The organism is Stenotrophomonas sp. Steno-C17 (genome assembly GCF_056393165.1).
In genome coordinates, this window is the sequence record NZ_JBWJPD010000013.1 from 62,729 (window position 1) to 77,572 (window position 14,844).

The following is a 14,844-nucleotide window of genomic DNA, read 5'->3' on the forward strand; positions in this document are numbered from 1 at the left end:
CTCGTGGTCAGCACACGATATTCACGCCATATAAACAAAAACCCGCCGGGGTTACCGGCGGGTTTGCATACGTCAGCGAATTGGCGCGTGCGCGGATCGCACGCGCGTGCGAACGATCAGCCGCACCAGACGCGGGCGTTGCGGAACATGCGCATCCACGGCGAATCGCCCTGCCACTCGGCCGGGGCCCAGCTCAGGTTGAGCGCGCGCGGGGTGCGTTCCGGGTGCGGCATCATGATGGTCACCCGTCCGTCGCTGCTGGTCAGGCCGGTGATGCCGTCCGGCGAACCGTTCGGGTTCAGCGGGTACTGGCTGGCCACGTTGCCGTTGCCATCGATGTAGCGCAGCGACACGCGTGCGGCTGCCTGGTCCACCGCGTTGGCGAACACCGCACGGCCTTCGCCGTGGGCCACCGCCACCGGCAGGCGCGAACCGGCCATGCCGCGCAGCAGGATCGACGGCGATTCCACCACCTCCAGCAGCGCGGTACGGGCTTCGAACTGCTCGCTGGCGTTGCGGCGGAACTGCGGCCAGTGCTCGGCACCGGGGATGATGTCCTTCAGCTGGCTCATCATCTGGCAGCCGTTGCACACGCCCAGGGCGAAGCTGTCTTCGCGGGCGAAGAACGCGGCGAAGGCATCCCGCAGCGCGCTGCGCTCCAGCACCGAGGTGGCCCAGCCACGGCCGGCACCCAATACGTCGCCGTAGCTGAAGCCGCCGCAGGCGACCAGGCCGGTGAAGTCCTGCAGGGCCACGCGACCTTCGATCAGATCGCTCATGTGCACGTCGAACGCGCGGAAGCCGGCACGTTCGAAGGCGTTGGCCATTTCAATCTGGCCGTTCACGCCCTGCTCGCGCAGCACCGCCACGCGCGGGCGCGCACCGGTGTTGATGAAGGGAGCGGCCACGTCCTCGGCCAGGTCGAAGCTGAGCTTCGGCTTCAGGCCCGGTGCGTTGAAGGCACGGGCGACCTCGCGCTCGGCGTCGGCGTTTTCCGGGTTGTCGCGGCGCTTCTGCATGGCGTGGGTGACCGACCACCAGGCGTCGAACAGCGCTTCCCAGCGCCACTCGGCCAGGTTTTCGCCGCCCAGCGACACGCGCACCACCGGTGCGGTGGTCGGCTTGGCGATGCGCTGCGCACATTCGATCAAGGCATGGCGCTCGACCAGATCGGCGAACGCGGCGCGGTCTTCGCGGGCAATCTGCACCACTGCGCCCAGTTCTTCGTTGAACAGGCTGCGGAACGGATCATCGCCCCAGGCATCGAGGGTGATGTCCAAGCCCAGGCGCGAGGTGAAGGCCATTTCGCACAGCGCGGCGAAGGCACCGCCATCGCTGCGGTCGTGGTAAGCACGCAGCAGGCCGGCCTGGCGTGCGTCGCGGATCAGTTCGAAGAAACCACGCAGGCGCTGCGGGTCGTCCAGGTCCGGGGCGGCACCGGCGAAGGCCGGCAGATCGCCGTGGTCGGCATGCACCTGGGCCAGGATCGAACCGCCCAGGCGCTGCTTGCCGGCACCGAGGCCGATCAGCCACAGCTCGCTGTCCACCTCGCGGTCGAGCAGCGGGGTCAGCTGCTGGCGCACGTCGGCCACCGGCGCGAACGCCGAAATGACCAGCGACACCGGCGACACGCTCTTGTGCGCTTCGCCCTGGTCGTGCCACTGCGCCTGCATCGACAGCGAGTCCTTGCCCACCGGAATGCTGATGTCCAGCTGCGGGCACAGTTCCATGCCCACCGCCTTCACGGCGTCGTACAGCAATGCGTCTTCGCCCGGGTGGCCGGCGGCGGCCATCCAGTTCGCCGACAGCTTGATTTCATCCAGCGCATCGACCGGGGCCGCGCACAGGTTGGTCAGCGCTTCACCCACGGCCATGCGCGCCGAGGCGGCGGCATCGAGCAGCGCAAGCGGGGTGCGCTCGCCCAGCGACATGGCCTCGCCGGCCACGCCGTCGAAGTCGGCCAGGGTGATGGCCACGTCGGCCACCGGCAGCTGCCACGGGCCGACCATCTGTTCGCGCGCGGTCAGGCCGCCGACGCTGCGGTCACCGATGGTGACCAGGAAGTTCTTCGCGGCCACCGTCGGGTGCGCCAGCACGCGCAGGCCGGCTTCCTGCAGGTCCAGGCCACCGGTCTTCAGCGCCGGCCAGCGCGGGGCCGACGGGTGCGCGGTGTCGCGGTGCATCTTCGGCGGCTTGCCGAACAGCACGTCCATCGGCAGGTCGATCGGCGCATCGGCCGGGGTGTGGCCGGGCACGGCGCCGTAGGCCACCACCAGGTGTTCTTCGGCCGTGGCCACGCCCACCGCGGCGAACGGGCAGCGCTCGCGCGCGCACAGCGCGGCGAACTCGGCCAGGCGTTCCTGGGCCACGCCCAGCACGTAGCGTTCCTGCGATTCGTTGCACCACAGCTGCATCGGCGACAGCGACGGATCATCGGTGGGCACCTTGCCCAGGTCGATCACGCCGCCCACGCTCGAATCGTGCAGCAGTTCGGGGATGGCATTGGACAGGCCACCGGCACCGACGTCGTGGAAGAACTTGATCGGGTTGTTGGCCCCCATCGCCACGCAGCGGTCGATGACCTCCTGGCAACGGCGTTCCATTTCCGGGTTGTCGCGCTGCACGCTGGCGAAGTCCAGGTCCTCGGCGCTTTCGCCGGATGCCACCGAACTGGCGGCACCGCCGCCCAGGCCGATCAGCATGGCCGGGCCACCGAGCACGATGACCGCATCACCGGCCTGCAGCTTGATCTTGTCGACCTGGATGCGATCGATCGCGCCCAGGCCGCCGGCCAGCATGATCGGCTTGTCGTAGGCGCGGACCAGATCGGCGCCTTCGGGCAGTTCGAAGCTGCGGAAGTAGCCGAGCAGGTTCGGGCGACCGAACTCGTTGTTGAACGCGGCGCCGCCGAGCGGGCCATCGGTCATGATTTCCAGCGCCGGTGCCATGCGCGGGTTCAGCGCGCGCGGCGCTTCCCACGGCTGCGGCAGCTCGGGAATGCGCAGGTGCGAGACCGAGAAGCCGGACAGGCCTGCCTTCGGCTTGCCACCGCGGCCGGTGGCGCCTTCATCGCGGATTTCGCCACCGTTGCCGGTCGAGGCACCCGGGAACGGCGCGATAGCGGTCGGATGGTTATGCGTTTCCACCTTGATCTGGAACGCGCTGGGCACCTGCGGCTCGCGGCGGTACTCGCCGCTGGCCGGGTCCGGACGGTAGCGCGAGGCCGGATGGCCTTCGATCACCGCCGCATTGTCGCTGTACGCGCTGAGCGTGTGCTGCGGGGTCTGCTGGTGGGTGTTCTTGATCATCCGGAACAGCGAACGGTCCTGTTCCTGGCCGTCGATGGTCCAGCTGGCGTTGAAGATCTTGTGCCGGCAGTGCTCGGAATTGGCCTGCGCGAACATCATCAGTTCCACGTCCGAGGGCGAGCGGCCCAGCGCGGTGAAGCGTTCGCGCAGGTAGTCGATCTCATCCTGGGCCATGGCCAGGCCGAGGCGCTGGTTGGCGGCCTCCAGCTGGTCCACCGGCACGCGCTCCAGTTCGCCGCGCGCCGGGCTGCTGAACAGCGCCTGGCCCTGTTCGACCGCCTCCAGCACCGACTGCGTCATCGGATCATGCAGCGCCTTCACCAGCGCCTGCTGCGCGGCGGCATCGGCCGGCCAGCCCTGCACGTCGATGCGCAGGCCACGCTCGACCCGGCTGACCGGCTGGCCGGCACCGCGCACCAGTTCGGTGGCCTTGCTGGACCACGGCGACAGCGTGCCCAGGCGGGGCACCACGACGCGGCTGACCGCACCGTCGGCCACGGCCTGCGCCTGCGGCTGGGCTTCCAGGATGCGGCACAGGGTGTCCACGTCGGGCGCGGCCGAACCTTCGGGCTGCACGAAGTAGACGTGCCAGGCACCGCTGATGCGCAGGGAGGGAGCGATGGACTGCAGGCGGGATTCAAGACGTTCGCGGCGGAACGGCGACAGGGCGGGCGCGCCCTCGAGGACCATCATGTCCGGGGAACCGTAGTTGGGAAACGGGCCCGACATTGTACCGGAACCGGGGGGTGGGCTTCGGCCGGGCGGCGCCCGGCACCCGCCGAGGCCGGGGCGACGGCCAGAGCCGAAGCAAGAGCCAGAGCAACAGCCGGTTATCCGAGGGTTGGGTGGGGCGGTGTGGGCTTGCAGGACACGCCGTAAATCCATCCATGGAGGCTCGTAGGCGCCATCCATGGCGCCTGCGGTCCTGCAAGCCCACACCGCCCCACCCCTGACAGGTTCCTGCGATCTGCCGGAACTGCACGGGGTCGGATCCCGTTGCTTTGCAACGGGCTCTGACCCCTGATCTGCTGCGATATCTGATGGATCCATCCACGCATGGCGTGGATGAGAGCGAAGCGACCGGCTTCTGCCTCTGCTTCTGCTTTTGAATTTTTCTTTTGTCTTTCGTGGCTGGCGCGCGCAGGAACCTGTCCAGGGCCGGGCGGGTGGGGTCAGGCGGGGTATCCGCGGCATGGATGCCGCGGCTAAGCCCCCATGGACGGGTTTACGGCGTCCCCGCCTGACCCCACCCGCCCGGCCAACCCACGGAAATCCGCTGTTCGCGGCAATCCCCAGCCACGAGGGGGCTCCGCCGTTGGCCGGCAACCGCGCGCCAGCGCCGCTCTTCGCGGGAATCCCGGAACCCCGAAATCCCGGAACCATGCGCTCGCTCACGGATTGCCCGGGCAATTGATGACAACGTTGTCCCTACCCGGCCAGCCGGACTCTCTCCCCGGCCCGGCCTGGTACCCCGTCCGCTCCCACCGTCGCCCTCCCCGGCGACGCCCGGACCTGCGTTACGCGCGGTGCCATCGGGGCCCGCGCGCCTCTTGGTCGATCGGAGACACACCATGTACGACACGTTTGTGCAGAGTGCCGATGTACGCAGTGCCGAACCCTCCCCCCGCCGCTGTCGCCCGCGCCGCCTGGCCTGGCTGCTGGCCCTGGCCGCCGGGGCCGCCGCCCTGCCCGGCCTGGCCCAGGCCGCCAGCTGTGCCGGCGTGGCCGAATGGGACCAGGCCAAGATCTATCGGGCCGGCGATACCTTGCAGAAGGCCGGCGTGCTCTACCGGGCCAACCAGGACATCTGGAACGCACCGCCGGACCATCCGGCCGGAGCGCCCTACTACACCAACCTGGGCGCCTGTGATGGCAGCGGCGCCAACCAGCCGCCGGTGGTCAGCCTGACCTCCCCGGCCAACGGTGCCAGCTTCAGCGCGGGAAGCACGGTGACCGTCAGCGCCACGGCCAGCGACCCGGACGGCAGCGTCAGCCAGGTCGAATTCTTCCGCAACGGCAGTTCGATCGGGGTGGACAGCAGTGCGCCCTACAGCGCCAGCTGGACCAACGCCAGCGCCGGCAGCCACACCCTGCGTGCGGTCGCCACCGACAACAACAACGCCACCACCAGCACCGCCACGATCACCATCACGGTGAACGCCGCCAGCGGCGATACCACCGCCCCCAGCGTGCCCGGCGGCCTGGCGGTGGGAACGCGCACGGCCAGCAGCATCGCGCTCAGCTGGAGCCCGTCCACCGACAACACCGGCGGCAGCGGCGTGGCCGGCTACGACGTGTACCGCAACGGCAACCTGGTCGGCTCGCCGTCCAGCGCCAGCTATGTCGACGGCGGCCTGACGGCCTCCACCACCTACAGCTACCGCGTGCGCGCCCGCGACAACGCCGGCAATGCCTCGGCCCAGGGCACGGCGATCAGCGCCAGCACCCTGGCCGACAGCGGCGGCGGCACCGGCAAACGGGTCATCGGCTACTTCACCCAGTGGGGCATCTATGGCCGCAACTACCGGGTGAAGAACATCGACAGCAGCGGCTCGGCCGCCCGCCTCACCCACATCAACTACGCCTTCGGCAACGTGCGCAACAACCGCTGCGAAGTGGGCGTCACCCAGGCCTCCGACCCGAACACGGGCGTGGGCGGCGATGCCTTCGCCGACTACACCAAGGCCTTCGGTGCCGGCGAAAGCGTGAGCGGCAGCGCCGATACCTGGGACCAGCCGCTGCGTGGCAACTGGAACCAGTTGAAGCAGTTGAAGGCGAAGTATCCCAACGTGAAGGTGCTGATCTCGCTGGGCGGCTGGACCTGGTCGCGCGGCTTCTCCAGCGCCGCACAGCCGGCCAACCGGCAGGCCTTCGTGGCCTCGTGCATCGATGCCTACATCAAGGGCAACCTGCCGGTCACCGACGGCGCCGGCGGTACCGGGGCAGCACTGGGCGTGTTCGACGGCATCGACATCGACTGGGAATACCCCGTGGCGTGTGGGCTGGCCTGCGGCACGCCGGAGGACAACGCCAACTTCACCGCGCTGCTGGCCGAGTTCCGCCGCCAGCTTGATGCGGTGCGCCCCGGGCTGCTGCTGACCGTGGCCGTGGGTGCCGGCATCGACAAGGTGCGGGTGACCGACCCGGCCGCGTACCACCCGTACCTGGACTACATCAACGTGATGACCTACGACTTCCACGGCGCGTGGGATGCGAAGACCAATCACCACTCGGCGCTGTTCGATTCGCCGAACGATCCGTCCACCGGCGATACCGCGCTGTACAACAGCAACGATGCGATCGAGGCGTTCATCAGCCGCGGCGTACCGGCGGCCAAGCTGAACCTGGGCATCGGCTACTACGGGCGCGGCTGGACCGGCGTGGCCAACGCCAACAACGGTCTGTACCAGACCGCCAGCGGCGCGGCACCGGGCACCTACGAAGCCGGCATTGAAGACTGGAAGGTGCTGAAGAACCTGGCCTGGTCCAGCTACACCGACAACACTGCCGGTGCCACCTGGATCTACAACGGCAGCACGCTGTGGAGCTTCGACACCCCGGCCAACATCACCCGCAAGATGGGCTATGTGAAGACCCAGGGCCTGGGCGGCGCGTTCGTCTGGGAATTCAGTGGCGACGATGCGCAGGGCACGCTGACCAAGGCGGTCAGTGATGGCCTGAAATAAGGAAAACGTGCGACATCCGCCGGGCATGGCCCGGCGCTACCAACGCGATCCACGGTAGCGCCGGGTCAAGCCCGGCGGCATTGCAATCAGCGCTTGGCCGACAGCTTTTCCAGTGCGGCGCGCAGCTGTGCCGGCGGCAGGTACCCGCCCAGCTGGGTGCCATCGGGCGCGAAGATCGCCGGGGTACCGTTCACACCCAGCTGCTGGCCCAGTGCGTACTGCATGGCGACCGGGTTGGTGCAGTTCTTGGCCGGCACGCTGCCGCCGCGCTTGGCATTGGTCAGCGCCTGGCGGCGATCGGCCGCACACCAGACCGAGATCATGTCGGTGTAATCCTTGCTGCCCAGCCCCATGCGCGGGAACGCCAGGTATTCGACGGTGATGCCGTTGCGGTTGAGCTCGGCAATGTCCTGGTGCAGCTTGCGGCAGTAACCGCATTCGATATCCGTGAACACGCTGATGGTGTACTTGGCGTTCGGTGCGGCGAACACGATGCGATCGCCGTGGTTGGCCTTGGCCAGCAGGCCCCGCCGGTGATCGAGCAGCCCCGCGCTGTTGGCCGGGCCGCGCGCCTGGGTGTCATAGGGCTGCGACTGGAACAGGTAGCGGCCATCGTCGGACACGTACAGCAACTGGCCCGACACCAGCACCTCGCGGAAGCCGGGGAACGGTGCGGCACCGATGTAGTCGATGGTGAACCCCGGGTTGAGCGCGGACAGCGCCGCGCGCACCGCCTGTTCGGCAGCCGGGTTGGCCGCGGCCGGGCGCGCAGGCGCGGCCACGGGCGCCTTGTTGGCAGGCGGCGCGGGCTGTGCACAGGCCGTCAGGCTGAGCGCGCCGAACACGGCGGCGATGGCGAATCGGAGCATGGAGCAACCTGCTGGAAAGATGACTTCCGATTCTGACACAGGCCCAGCAGCGGCACCGCGATGGCGTGCACACACCCGCACGCAGGTTCAGCCGCGCGGGTGGTGGCGGGCGTGCAGCTGCTGCAGGTGCTCGCGCGCCACCAGCGTGTAGATCTGGGTGGTGGACAGCGAGCTGTGGCCCAGCAGCATCTGCAGCGCGCGCAGGTCCGCCCCCCGGTTCAGCAGGTGGGTGGCGAAGCTGTGGCGCAGGCCGTGCGGGCTGATCCGCGCCGGGTCGATACCGGCGACCTGCGCATGCCGCTTGACCAGATGCCAGAACGCCTGCCGGGTCAGCGCGTGCAGGCTGGGCTCGATGAACAGCGGCGTCTGCCCGTCGTCCAGCGCGTGCACCCGGCCCTTGCCGACCATCTGCGGGCGGGCATCGTGCAGGTAACGTTCCAGCCAGTGCTGCGATTCCTCCCCCAGCGGCACCAGGCGCTCCTTGCTGCCCTTGCCGGTCACCCGCAGCACGCCCTGGCGCAGGTTGACCGCGGTGGCCGGCAACAGCACCAGCTCGCTCACGCGCAGGCCCGCGGCGTACATCAGTTCCAGCATGGCGCGGTCACGCAGGCCCAGCGGGCTGTCGATATCCGGTGCAGCCAGCAGCGCATCGATCTGGCTTTCGGCCAGCGCCTTGGGCAGCAGCCGCGGCAGCTTGGGCGGGTCCAGCAGCGCGCTGGGGTCTTCGCTGCGCTCGCCACGACGCACGCCATCGGCGAAGAAGGCGCGCAGCGCGGACAACAGACGCGCGTTGCTGCGCGGCGACCAGCCGTGGCGCGTGCGCCAGGCCAGGTAATCGAACAGGCCCGGGCGCTCCACCCCGGCCAGCCCGCCATCGCGGCCATCCAGCCAGCGCGCCAGGCCTTCCAGATCTCGCCGGTAGCTGTCCAGGGTGGCGCGCGCCAGCCCATTCTCAGCCCAGGCCGCATCCAGGAAACGCTGGATGCGCACGCTGTCCTCGCCACGCGGCTCGGGCAGTTGCTGGACCAGTTGGCGACGCTCGGCGGGGGTGGAAACAACGGCCATGCGCGCAGGATACGTGGGCCCCTGCGGGCAGGGCCAGCTTTGCGTATGCTCGGCGCATGTCCAGCCCCGCCAGTGAAACGGCCCCCGTGGCCGCGCCCGCTTCCGATCGCCCACGCACGCTGCTGCTGTGGCGCCTGCTGGCCCTGTTCTACGATCTGTGGCCGGTGCTGGCGCTGTGGATGCTGGCCGGCACGGTGTTCACCGTGGCCTACACGGTCAGCGGTCATGCGCAGCGCGAGAACATCGCGCCGTTCAGCGCCTGGCAGTGGCTGCTGTGGGCGGTGTGCTGGTGCATCACCGGCGCCTATGCCACGGCCAGCTGGCGGCGTGGCGGGCAGACGCTGGGCATGCGGCCGTGGCGGCTCAAACTGGAAACGCGCGATGGCACGCCGCTGCGGCGCGGCCAGCTGTGGCGGCGCTTCACGGTCGGCACGCTGTCGCTGCTGCTGGGCGGGCTCGGCTTCTGGTGGGCGTGGATCGACCGCGAGCGCCTGACCTGGCATGACCGCGCCAGTGGCACCCGCATGGTGCGGGTGCCGAAGCGCTGAAAGAATCCGCCGGGCATGGCCGGGCGCTACCACCGCACGCGGGTCAGGCGTCGGGCAGGATCACCGCCGGCTGCGCCCACAGCTCGAAGAACTGCGACGAGAACGCGCTGGCCTTGACGTCGTCGGGCACCGGGATCTTGCCATTGAGCTTCCCCTGCGCCTTGGCGAAATCCTGCCACAGCTTCAGGCTGGCCTTCTTCAGGCGCTTCTGCTCACCGGCATCGGACGCGGCAAGATACTGCGCGTACAGGTCGCGCATCGGCTTGCCCTCTGCTTCGAACACGGCCGGCAGCTCCGGCAGGCTGGTGGCGGTGAACGCGACCGTCGCCTGCGGCGGCTGGTAGCCGTCGGGGCCGAAGGCCGCCCGCAGATCGTCCTCGGCGTCCAGGTAGGCAAAGAACCCCGGCACGTTGTACAGCTTGGTGCGGTAGTCGGAAGAGGTTTCCGGGCCGTTGGAGACCACCGTATCCGGCAGTTCGCCCAGCAGGCCCGCATCCCAGCGGCGCGGAATGAACAGACCGGTCACCTTCTCGTACGGACCGTCGATCACCACGTCATTCAGTTCCACCTTCGATGCCAGGCCGCCGGAGTTGGTCTTGGCGGTCACGTACTGCTCGGTGACGACCACGTACTCGCCCAGCGTCGGATTGATCAGGCCACCGATGCCATCGGCATAGACCACCATGCGCACCGTGCCGATCTTCTCGCTCTGCAGCCGGTACTGGCCGGGCTCCAGGGTGATCGGCACCGCGGTGTGCGCCGGAATGACGTGCTGCTGCGCGTCGATGGTCAGGGTGACCGGCTTGTCGGTGGGGTTGTCGATCTCGAAATCGACCGGGCGTGAGCAGCCGACCAGCAACAGCAGGGCGGCAAGCGAGGGAAACAGACGTGCGCGGAACATGTTCATCCTTGATGTTGAGCGAGGTGCGCAACGCGCGCGCTCGCAGTGAAGGCAGGGCCCGCGCAGAAACGCGCGGACCTGCCGGGTCCTTTGAATCAAATTTCGGGCGCCGGAATGCGGGAGCCCGAAGCTACGTGCTGGATTCGTCGAGCAAGCTCGACGCTACCGGCGCCGGAACAGCCAGCCGGATACCGCCAGCATGACGATGGGCGGGAGCGCGTAGGCAATGCGGTAATCGAATTTCAGCGCACCGGCCATGCGGCCGAAGAACAACTGCAGCAGCCAGAAGCCCAGCGCGAACAGGATGCCCAGGAACAGGCGCTTGCCCATGCCACCGCTGCGCAGCGAACCGAAGGCGAACGGCACGGCGGCCAGGCACAGCGCCAGCACGTTCACCGGGTAGAACCAGCGGCTCCAGTACACATCTTCGAAATCACGCGCATCCAGGCCGTTGCGTTCGCGGTAGGCAATGCTGGTGCTCAGCTCGGACACGCTGAGGTTGCGCGGCTTGGCGATGCCGGTGGCCAGCGCGCCGGCATCCAGCTTTGAATTCCACGGCTCACGGGCCACTTCCTGGCGGGTGGCCGAGCGTTCGCCGAAGGTATCGCGGCGCACCCCGGTCAGCACCCAGCCGTCCTTGTCGTGCTCGGCGGTGGCGGCGTGGGTGAGCGTGGCAATGCGGCCGTCTTCGGCGATCTGGTACAGGCGAACGTCACGCAGGATCAGCCGCGTGCCCTTCTCGCCCACCAGCTGCTCTTCACCACTGGCGGCATTGAGGAAGGTATCGCCCTCGCGCGCCCACATGCCCGAATAGCGGGCCACGGCGATGTCGGTGCCCCACTTGGCACTCATCTTCAGGGTATCGGCGCGGTTCTGGCCCCACGGGCCCAGGGTCTCGGCGCTGATCACCATCAGCCCGGTCAGCAGCGACAGGGCGATGGCCACCGACACGCTCAGGCGCTTGCGCGACAGGCCCAGCGCCCGCAGTGCGGTCAGCTCCGAGGTGGCGGCCAGCTGGCCCAGCCCCATCAGCGCGCCGATCACCGCGGCGGTGGGGAAGAAGGTGTAGGCGCGGCGGGGCACGGTGTACAGCACCCACGCGGCGGCATGGCCCAGCGAATAGCCGTTCTTGCCGATGTCCTTGAACTCACCGGAGAACGCCATCACCACGTCCAGGCCGGTCAGCACGGCCCAGGTGAGCAGCACGGTGGTGAACACCGCCCGGCCCAGGTAGAAATCGAAACGCATCGGGCGCAGCTTCATGCGCGGCCTCCCTTCGGGCGGGCCAGGCGGCCATCGCGCACGTACATCCAGATGGCGAACGCCAGCAGCGGCAGGGTCAGCCACCACAGCCCCAGCGCGCCGGGAATCTTGCCGTCGGCAATCCAGCCGGCGCCGATGAAGGTCAGGTTGGTGCCCACCATGTAGGCCAGCAGGGCCAGCATCATGCGCCCATAGCGCTGCTGGCGCGGCGAACTGCGGCCCAGCGGAACGGTCAGCAGGGCGAAGGCCAGCGCGATCAGCGGCGGCGCCAGGCGGCGGTGCAGCTGGGCCTGGGCCTCGGGGCGGTCATCCCCGATCAGCTTCAGGGTCGACATCAGCTCCGGATCGTCGTCCTTGCGCGCCTCGCTGCCGTCGGGCAGGGCCACATCATTGCGGGCAAAGGTCGCCAGCCGGTAATCCAGGGCACCGGCCAGCGGGCCCTCCAGCTGGTGGCCATCGTCCAGTTCCAGGAAGCGCTGGCGGTCGCCTTCGAAGTACATGCGCCCGCTGGCGGCCGACACCACCTCCAGCCGGTCGTCCTTCTGCCGCTGCAGGAACACCTTGCCCAGCTGGGTGCCGTCGGGCGAGATCGAGGACAGGTAGACCACCCCGCCATTGGACAGCGGGGTGAAGCGGCCCGGCTCCAGCCCGGCCATCAGCACGCTGCGGTTGGCGTCCTGGATCATCTGTTCGGCCGTGCGGCCGGCCCAGGGGCCCAGCCACAGTGAGCAGGCGCCCACCAGCAGCACCACCGGCACCACCAGCATCAGCAGCGGCCGCAGCAGGCGCTTGGGCCCCACGCCAATGGCGGTGATCACCGCCATTTCCGAATCGCGGTAGAGCCGGGCAATGGCCAGCAGCAGCCCCAGCATCAGCGCCAGCGGCAGGATCAGCGGCATGTAGGCGATGAACTGCAGGCCCAGCTGCGAGAACAGCAGCTTGGCCGGCAGGCGTCCGTCGGCGATGTTGCCGAGGATGTCCACCAGCACGCCGCCCACGCTGACCACCAGCAGGACGATCAGGGTAGCCAGGAAACTCTGGACGAAATCGCCCAGCAGGTATCGGTCGAGCTTCAGCATGGGGCGGTGGTTTAAACTCTGGGGTTCGTTCGCGGTGCCGCCCAGTCTACTGTCTGGGCGTAAACGGCCTGCGATTGTACGGACTCGCCAATGGAATCTGCTCAATGGCCCTCGAATTCACCCTGAACCACCTCGCTCCGGCTGCCGCCACCGTTGACTGCCTGGTGGTCGGCGCCTATGCCGACCACAGCCTGACCCCGGCCGCACAGGCCCTGGACGCCGCCAGTGGCGGCCGCCTGGCGGCCCTGGCCCAGCGCGGCGACCTGTCCGGCAAGACCGGCGCCACCACCCTGCTGCACGACCTGCCGGGCGTGACCGCCCCGCGCGTGCTGGTGGTCGGCCTGGGCGATGCCGCCCGTTTCGGCGTGCCGCAGTACCTGAAGGCCGTTGGCGACGCCGTGCGCGCGCTGAAGGCCGGCGCCGCCCGCAGCGCGCTGTTCACCCTGTCCGAAGTGGCCATCAAGGACCGCGACGCGGCCTGGGCGATCCGCCAGGCGGTGATCGCCGCCGACCACGCCGCCTACCGCTACACCGCCACCCTGGGCAAGAAGAAGACCGACGATGCCGGTCTGGCCCAGCTGGCCATTGCCGGTGACGACGCCCAGGCCCTGGCCCAGGGCCAGGCCATCGCTGCCGGCGTGGAGTTCGCCCGCGAGCTGGGCAACCTGCCGCCGAACTACTGCACCCCGGCCTACCTGGCTGAAGTGGGCGTGAAATTTGCCGGTGAGCACGACGGCGCCGAAGCCGAGATCCTCGACGAGACCCAGATGGAAGCGCTGGGCATGGGCTCGCTGCTGGCCGTGGCCCGCGGTTCGGCCAACCGCCCGCGCCTGGTGGTGCTGAAGTGGAGCGGCGCAGGCGACGCCAAGCCCTACGTGCTGGTCGGCAAGGGCATCACCTTCGATACCGGTGGCGTGAACCTGAAGACCCAGGGCGGCATCGAGGAAATGAAGTACGACATGTGCGGTGGCGCCAACGTCATCGGCACCTTCGTTGCGGCCGTGAAGGCCAAGCTGCCGCTGAACCTGGTGGTGGTCGTGCCGGCCGTGGAAAACGCCATCGACGGCAACGCCTACCGCCCGTCCGACGTGATCACCTCGATGTCGGGCAAGACCATCGAAGTGGGCAACACCGACGCCGAAGGCCGCCTGATCCTGTGCGATGCGCTGACCTACGCCCAGCGCTTCGAGCCGCAGGCCCTGGTCGACGTGGCCACCCTGACCGGCGCCTGCATGGTTGCCCTGGGCCACCAGACCGCCGGCCTGATGAGCAAGCACGACGACCTGGCCAACGAACTGCTGGCCGCCGGCGAGCACGTGTTCGACCGCGCCTGGCGCCTGCCGCTGTGGGACGAGTACCAGCCGATGCTGGATTCGACCTTCGCCGACGTCTACAACATCGGCGGCCGCTGGGCCGGCGCCATCACCGCCGGCTGCTTCCTGTCGCGCTTCGCCGAAGGGCAGCGCTGGGCGCACCTGGACATCGCCGGCGTGGCCAGCGACGAAGGCAAGCGTGGCATGGCCACCGGTCGCCCGGTGGGCCTGCTCAGCCAGTGGCTGCTGGACCAGGTCGCCCGCGCCTGATGCCGTACCTGCCCCTGGCCGGCGCCCGCCGGCCGGGGCATCCTCCGGCCTGCCCCCGCCCGGCATGCCGGGCCCCTGCCCGACCCGGACCCTGCCATGCCCCGCGCTGATTTCTACCTGATCGCCAAGCCCCGCTTCCTGACCGAGCCCCTGCGCCTGGTCTGCGAGCTGGCGCGCAAGGCCAACGACGCCGGGCTGCCCGCCCTGGTGCTGGCCCGCGACCAGGCCCAGGCCGAAGAACTGGACGAACTGCTCTGGTCCTTCGACGAAGATGCCTACATCCCGCACCAGATCGTGGGCGAGGACGTGGACGAGGAAGAGGCCGTGGTGCTGATTTCCATCCCCGGCGACGAAGCGCCGATGCGCCCGCTGGTGATCAACCTGCGCGACGAACCCTGGCTGGGCCAGTGCGAGCGCGTGCTGGAAGTGGTGCCGGCCGACCCGGAAGCGCGCGAACCGCTGCGCGAGCGCTGGCGCCAGTACAAGACCGCCGGCTACGACCTGAACAAGCACGACATGTAAGGCCGCGCCGGCCCCCTTGA

At 69.1% G+C, this 14,844-nt stretch carries 10 protein-coding genes; 4 read left to right on the top strand and 6 right to left on the bottom strand.

Annotated features, from left to right (window positions below):
• Positions 1-116: 116 nt before the first annotated feature.
• Positions 117-4,001 carry a phosphoribosylformylglycinamidine synthase gene (gene purL / locus AC06FA_RS13030; RefSeq protein WP_478068674.1) on the bottom strand — a complete coding sequence of 1,295 codons (3,885 nt, stop codon included), beginning with the start codon at positions 3,999-4,001 and terminating at the stop codon, positions 117-119.
• Between the two features lie 878 nt (positions 4,002-4,879).
• Here purL and AC06FA_RS13035 point away from each other — a divergent pair.
• Positions 4,880-6,994: a glycosyl hydrolase family 18 protein gene (locus tag AC06FA_RS13035; protein WP_478068675.1), complete on the top strand. Its 2,115-nt coding sequence runs from the start codon at positions 4,880-4,882 to the stop codon at positions 6,992-6,994.
• Positions 6,995-7,080: 86 nt separating this feature from the next.
• Here AC06FA_RS13035 and AC06FA_RS13040 read toward each other — a convergent pair whose 3' ends face one another.
• Positions 7,081-7,863, bottom strand: a complete 783-nt coding sequence (locus AC06FA_RS13040) for a DsbC family protein (protein ID WP_478068676.1) — start codon at positions 7,861-7,863, stop codon at positions 7,081-7,083.
• An 87-nt stretch (positions 7,864-7,950) separates the two neighbouring features.
• Positions 7,951-8,928, bottom strand: coding sequence for a site-specific tyrosine recombinase XerD (gene xerD / locus AC06FA_RS13045; RefSeq protein ID WP_478068677.1), 978 nt, complete (start codon positions 8,926-8,928; stop codon positions 7,951-7,953).
• Between the two features lie 56 nt (positions 8,929-8,984).
• Between xerD and AC06FA_RS13050 the strand changes: the two genes are divergently transcribed.
• Entirely contained in the window at positions 8,985-9,476 is a 492-nt protein-coding gene (locus AC06FA_RS13050) for an RDD family protein (protein WP_478068678.1), read from the top strand.
• Between the two features lie 43 nt (positions 9,477-9,519).
• Here AC06FA_RS13050 and AC06FA_RS13055 read toward each other — a convergent pair whose 3' ends face one another.
• The 3 genes from AC06FA_RS13055 to lptF form a co-directional block, all read right to left on the bottom strand.
• Positions 9,520-10,377, bottom strand: coding sequence for a hypothetical protein (locus tag AC06FA_RS13055; RefSeq protein ID WP_478068679.1), 858 nt, complete (start codon positions 10,375-10,377; stop codon positions 9,520-9,522).
• Positions 10,378-10,539: 162 nt separating this feature from the next.
• Positions 10,540-11,640: an LPS export ABC transporter permease LptG gene (lptG, locus tag AC06FA_RS13060; protein ID WP_478068680.1), complete on the bottom strand. Its 1,101-nt coding sequence runs from the start codon at positions 11,638-11,640 to the stop codon at positions 10,540-10,542.
• On the bottom strand, positions 11,637-12,719 hold the full coding sequence (gene lptF / locus AC06FA_RS13065; RefSeq protein WP_478068681.1) for an LPS export ABC transporter permease LptF: 1,083 nt from the start codon (positions 12,717-12,719) through the stop codon (positions 11,637-11,639). Before lptF ends, lptG begins: the two co-directional genes overlap by 4 nt.
• Before the next feature lie 104 nt (positions 12,720-12,823).
• Between lptF and AC06FA_RS13070 the strand changes: the two genes are divergently transcribed.
• Positions 12,824-14,302: a leucyl aminopeptidase gene (locus AC06FA_RS13070; protein WP_478068682.1), complete on the top strand. Its 1,479-nt coding sequence runs from the start codon at positions 12,824-12,826 to the stop codon at positions 14,300-14,302.
• Between the two features lie 96 nt (positions 14,303-14,398).
• The gene (locus AC06FA_RS13075; RefSeq protein WP_108745936.1) at positions 14,399-14,824 is read left to right on the top strand and encodes a DNA polymerase III subunit chi; all 426 of its coding nucleotides are present in this window, start codon (positions 14,399-14,401) and stop codon (positions 14,822-14,824) included.
• Positions 14,825-14,844 lie beyond the last annotated feature (20 nt).

Excerpts from the sequence above, each read along its gene's own strand:
- purL (WP_478068674.1), bottom strand. The coding sequence starts at position 4,001 with ATGATGGTCCTCGAGGGCGCGCCCGCCCTGTCGCCGTTCCGCCGCGAA.
- AC06FA_RS13035 (WP_478068675.1), top strand. The coding sequence starts at position 4,880 with ATGTACGACACGTTTGTGCAGAGTGCCGATGTACGCAGTGCCGAACCC.
- AC06FA_RS13040 (WP_478068676.1), bottom strand. The coding sequence starts at position 7,863 with ATGCTCCGATTCGCCATCGCCGCCGTGTTCGGCGCGCTCAGCCTGACG.
- xerD (WP_478068677.1), bottom strand. The coding sequence starts at position 8,928 with ATGGCCGTTGTTTCCACCCCCGCCGAGCGTCGCCAACTGGTCCAGCAA.
- AC06FA_RS13050 (WP_478068678.1), top strand. The coding sequence starts at position 8,985 with ATGTCCAGCCCCGCCAGTGAAACGGCCCCCGTGGCCGCGCCCGCTTCC.
- AC06FA_RS13055 (WP_478068679.1), bottom strand. The coding sequence starts at position 10,377 with ATGTTCCGCGCACGTCTGTTTCCCTCGCTTGCCGCCCTGCTGTTGCTG.
- lptG (WP_478068680.1), bottom strand. The coding sequence starts at position 11,640 with ATGAAGCTGCGCCCGATGCGTTTCGATTTCTACCTGGGCCGGGCGGTG.
- lptF (WP_478068681.1), bottom strand. The coding sequence starts at position 12,719 with ATGCTGAAGCTCGACCGATACCTGCTGGGCGATTTCGTCCAGAGTTTC.
- AC06FA_RS13070 (WP_478068682.1), top strand. The coding sequence starts at position 12,824 with ATGGCCCTCGAATTCACCCTGAACCACCTCGCTCCGGCTGCCGCCACC.
- AC06FA_RS13075 (WP_108745936.1), top strand. The coding sequence starts at position 14,399 with ATGCCCCGCGCTGATTTCTACCTGATCGCCAAGCCCCGCTTCCTGACC.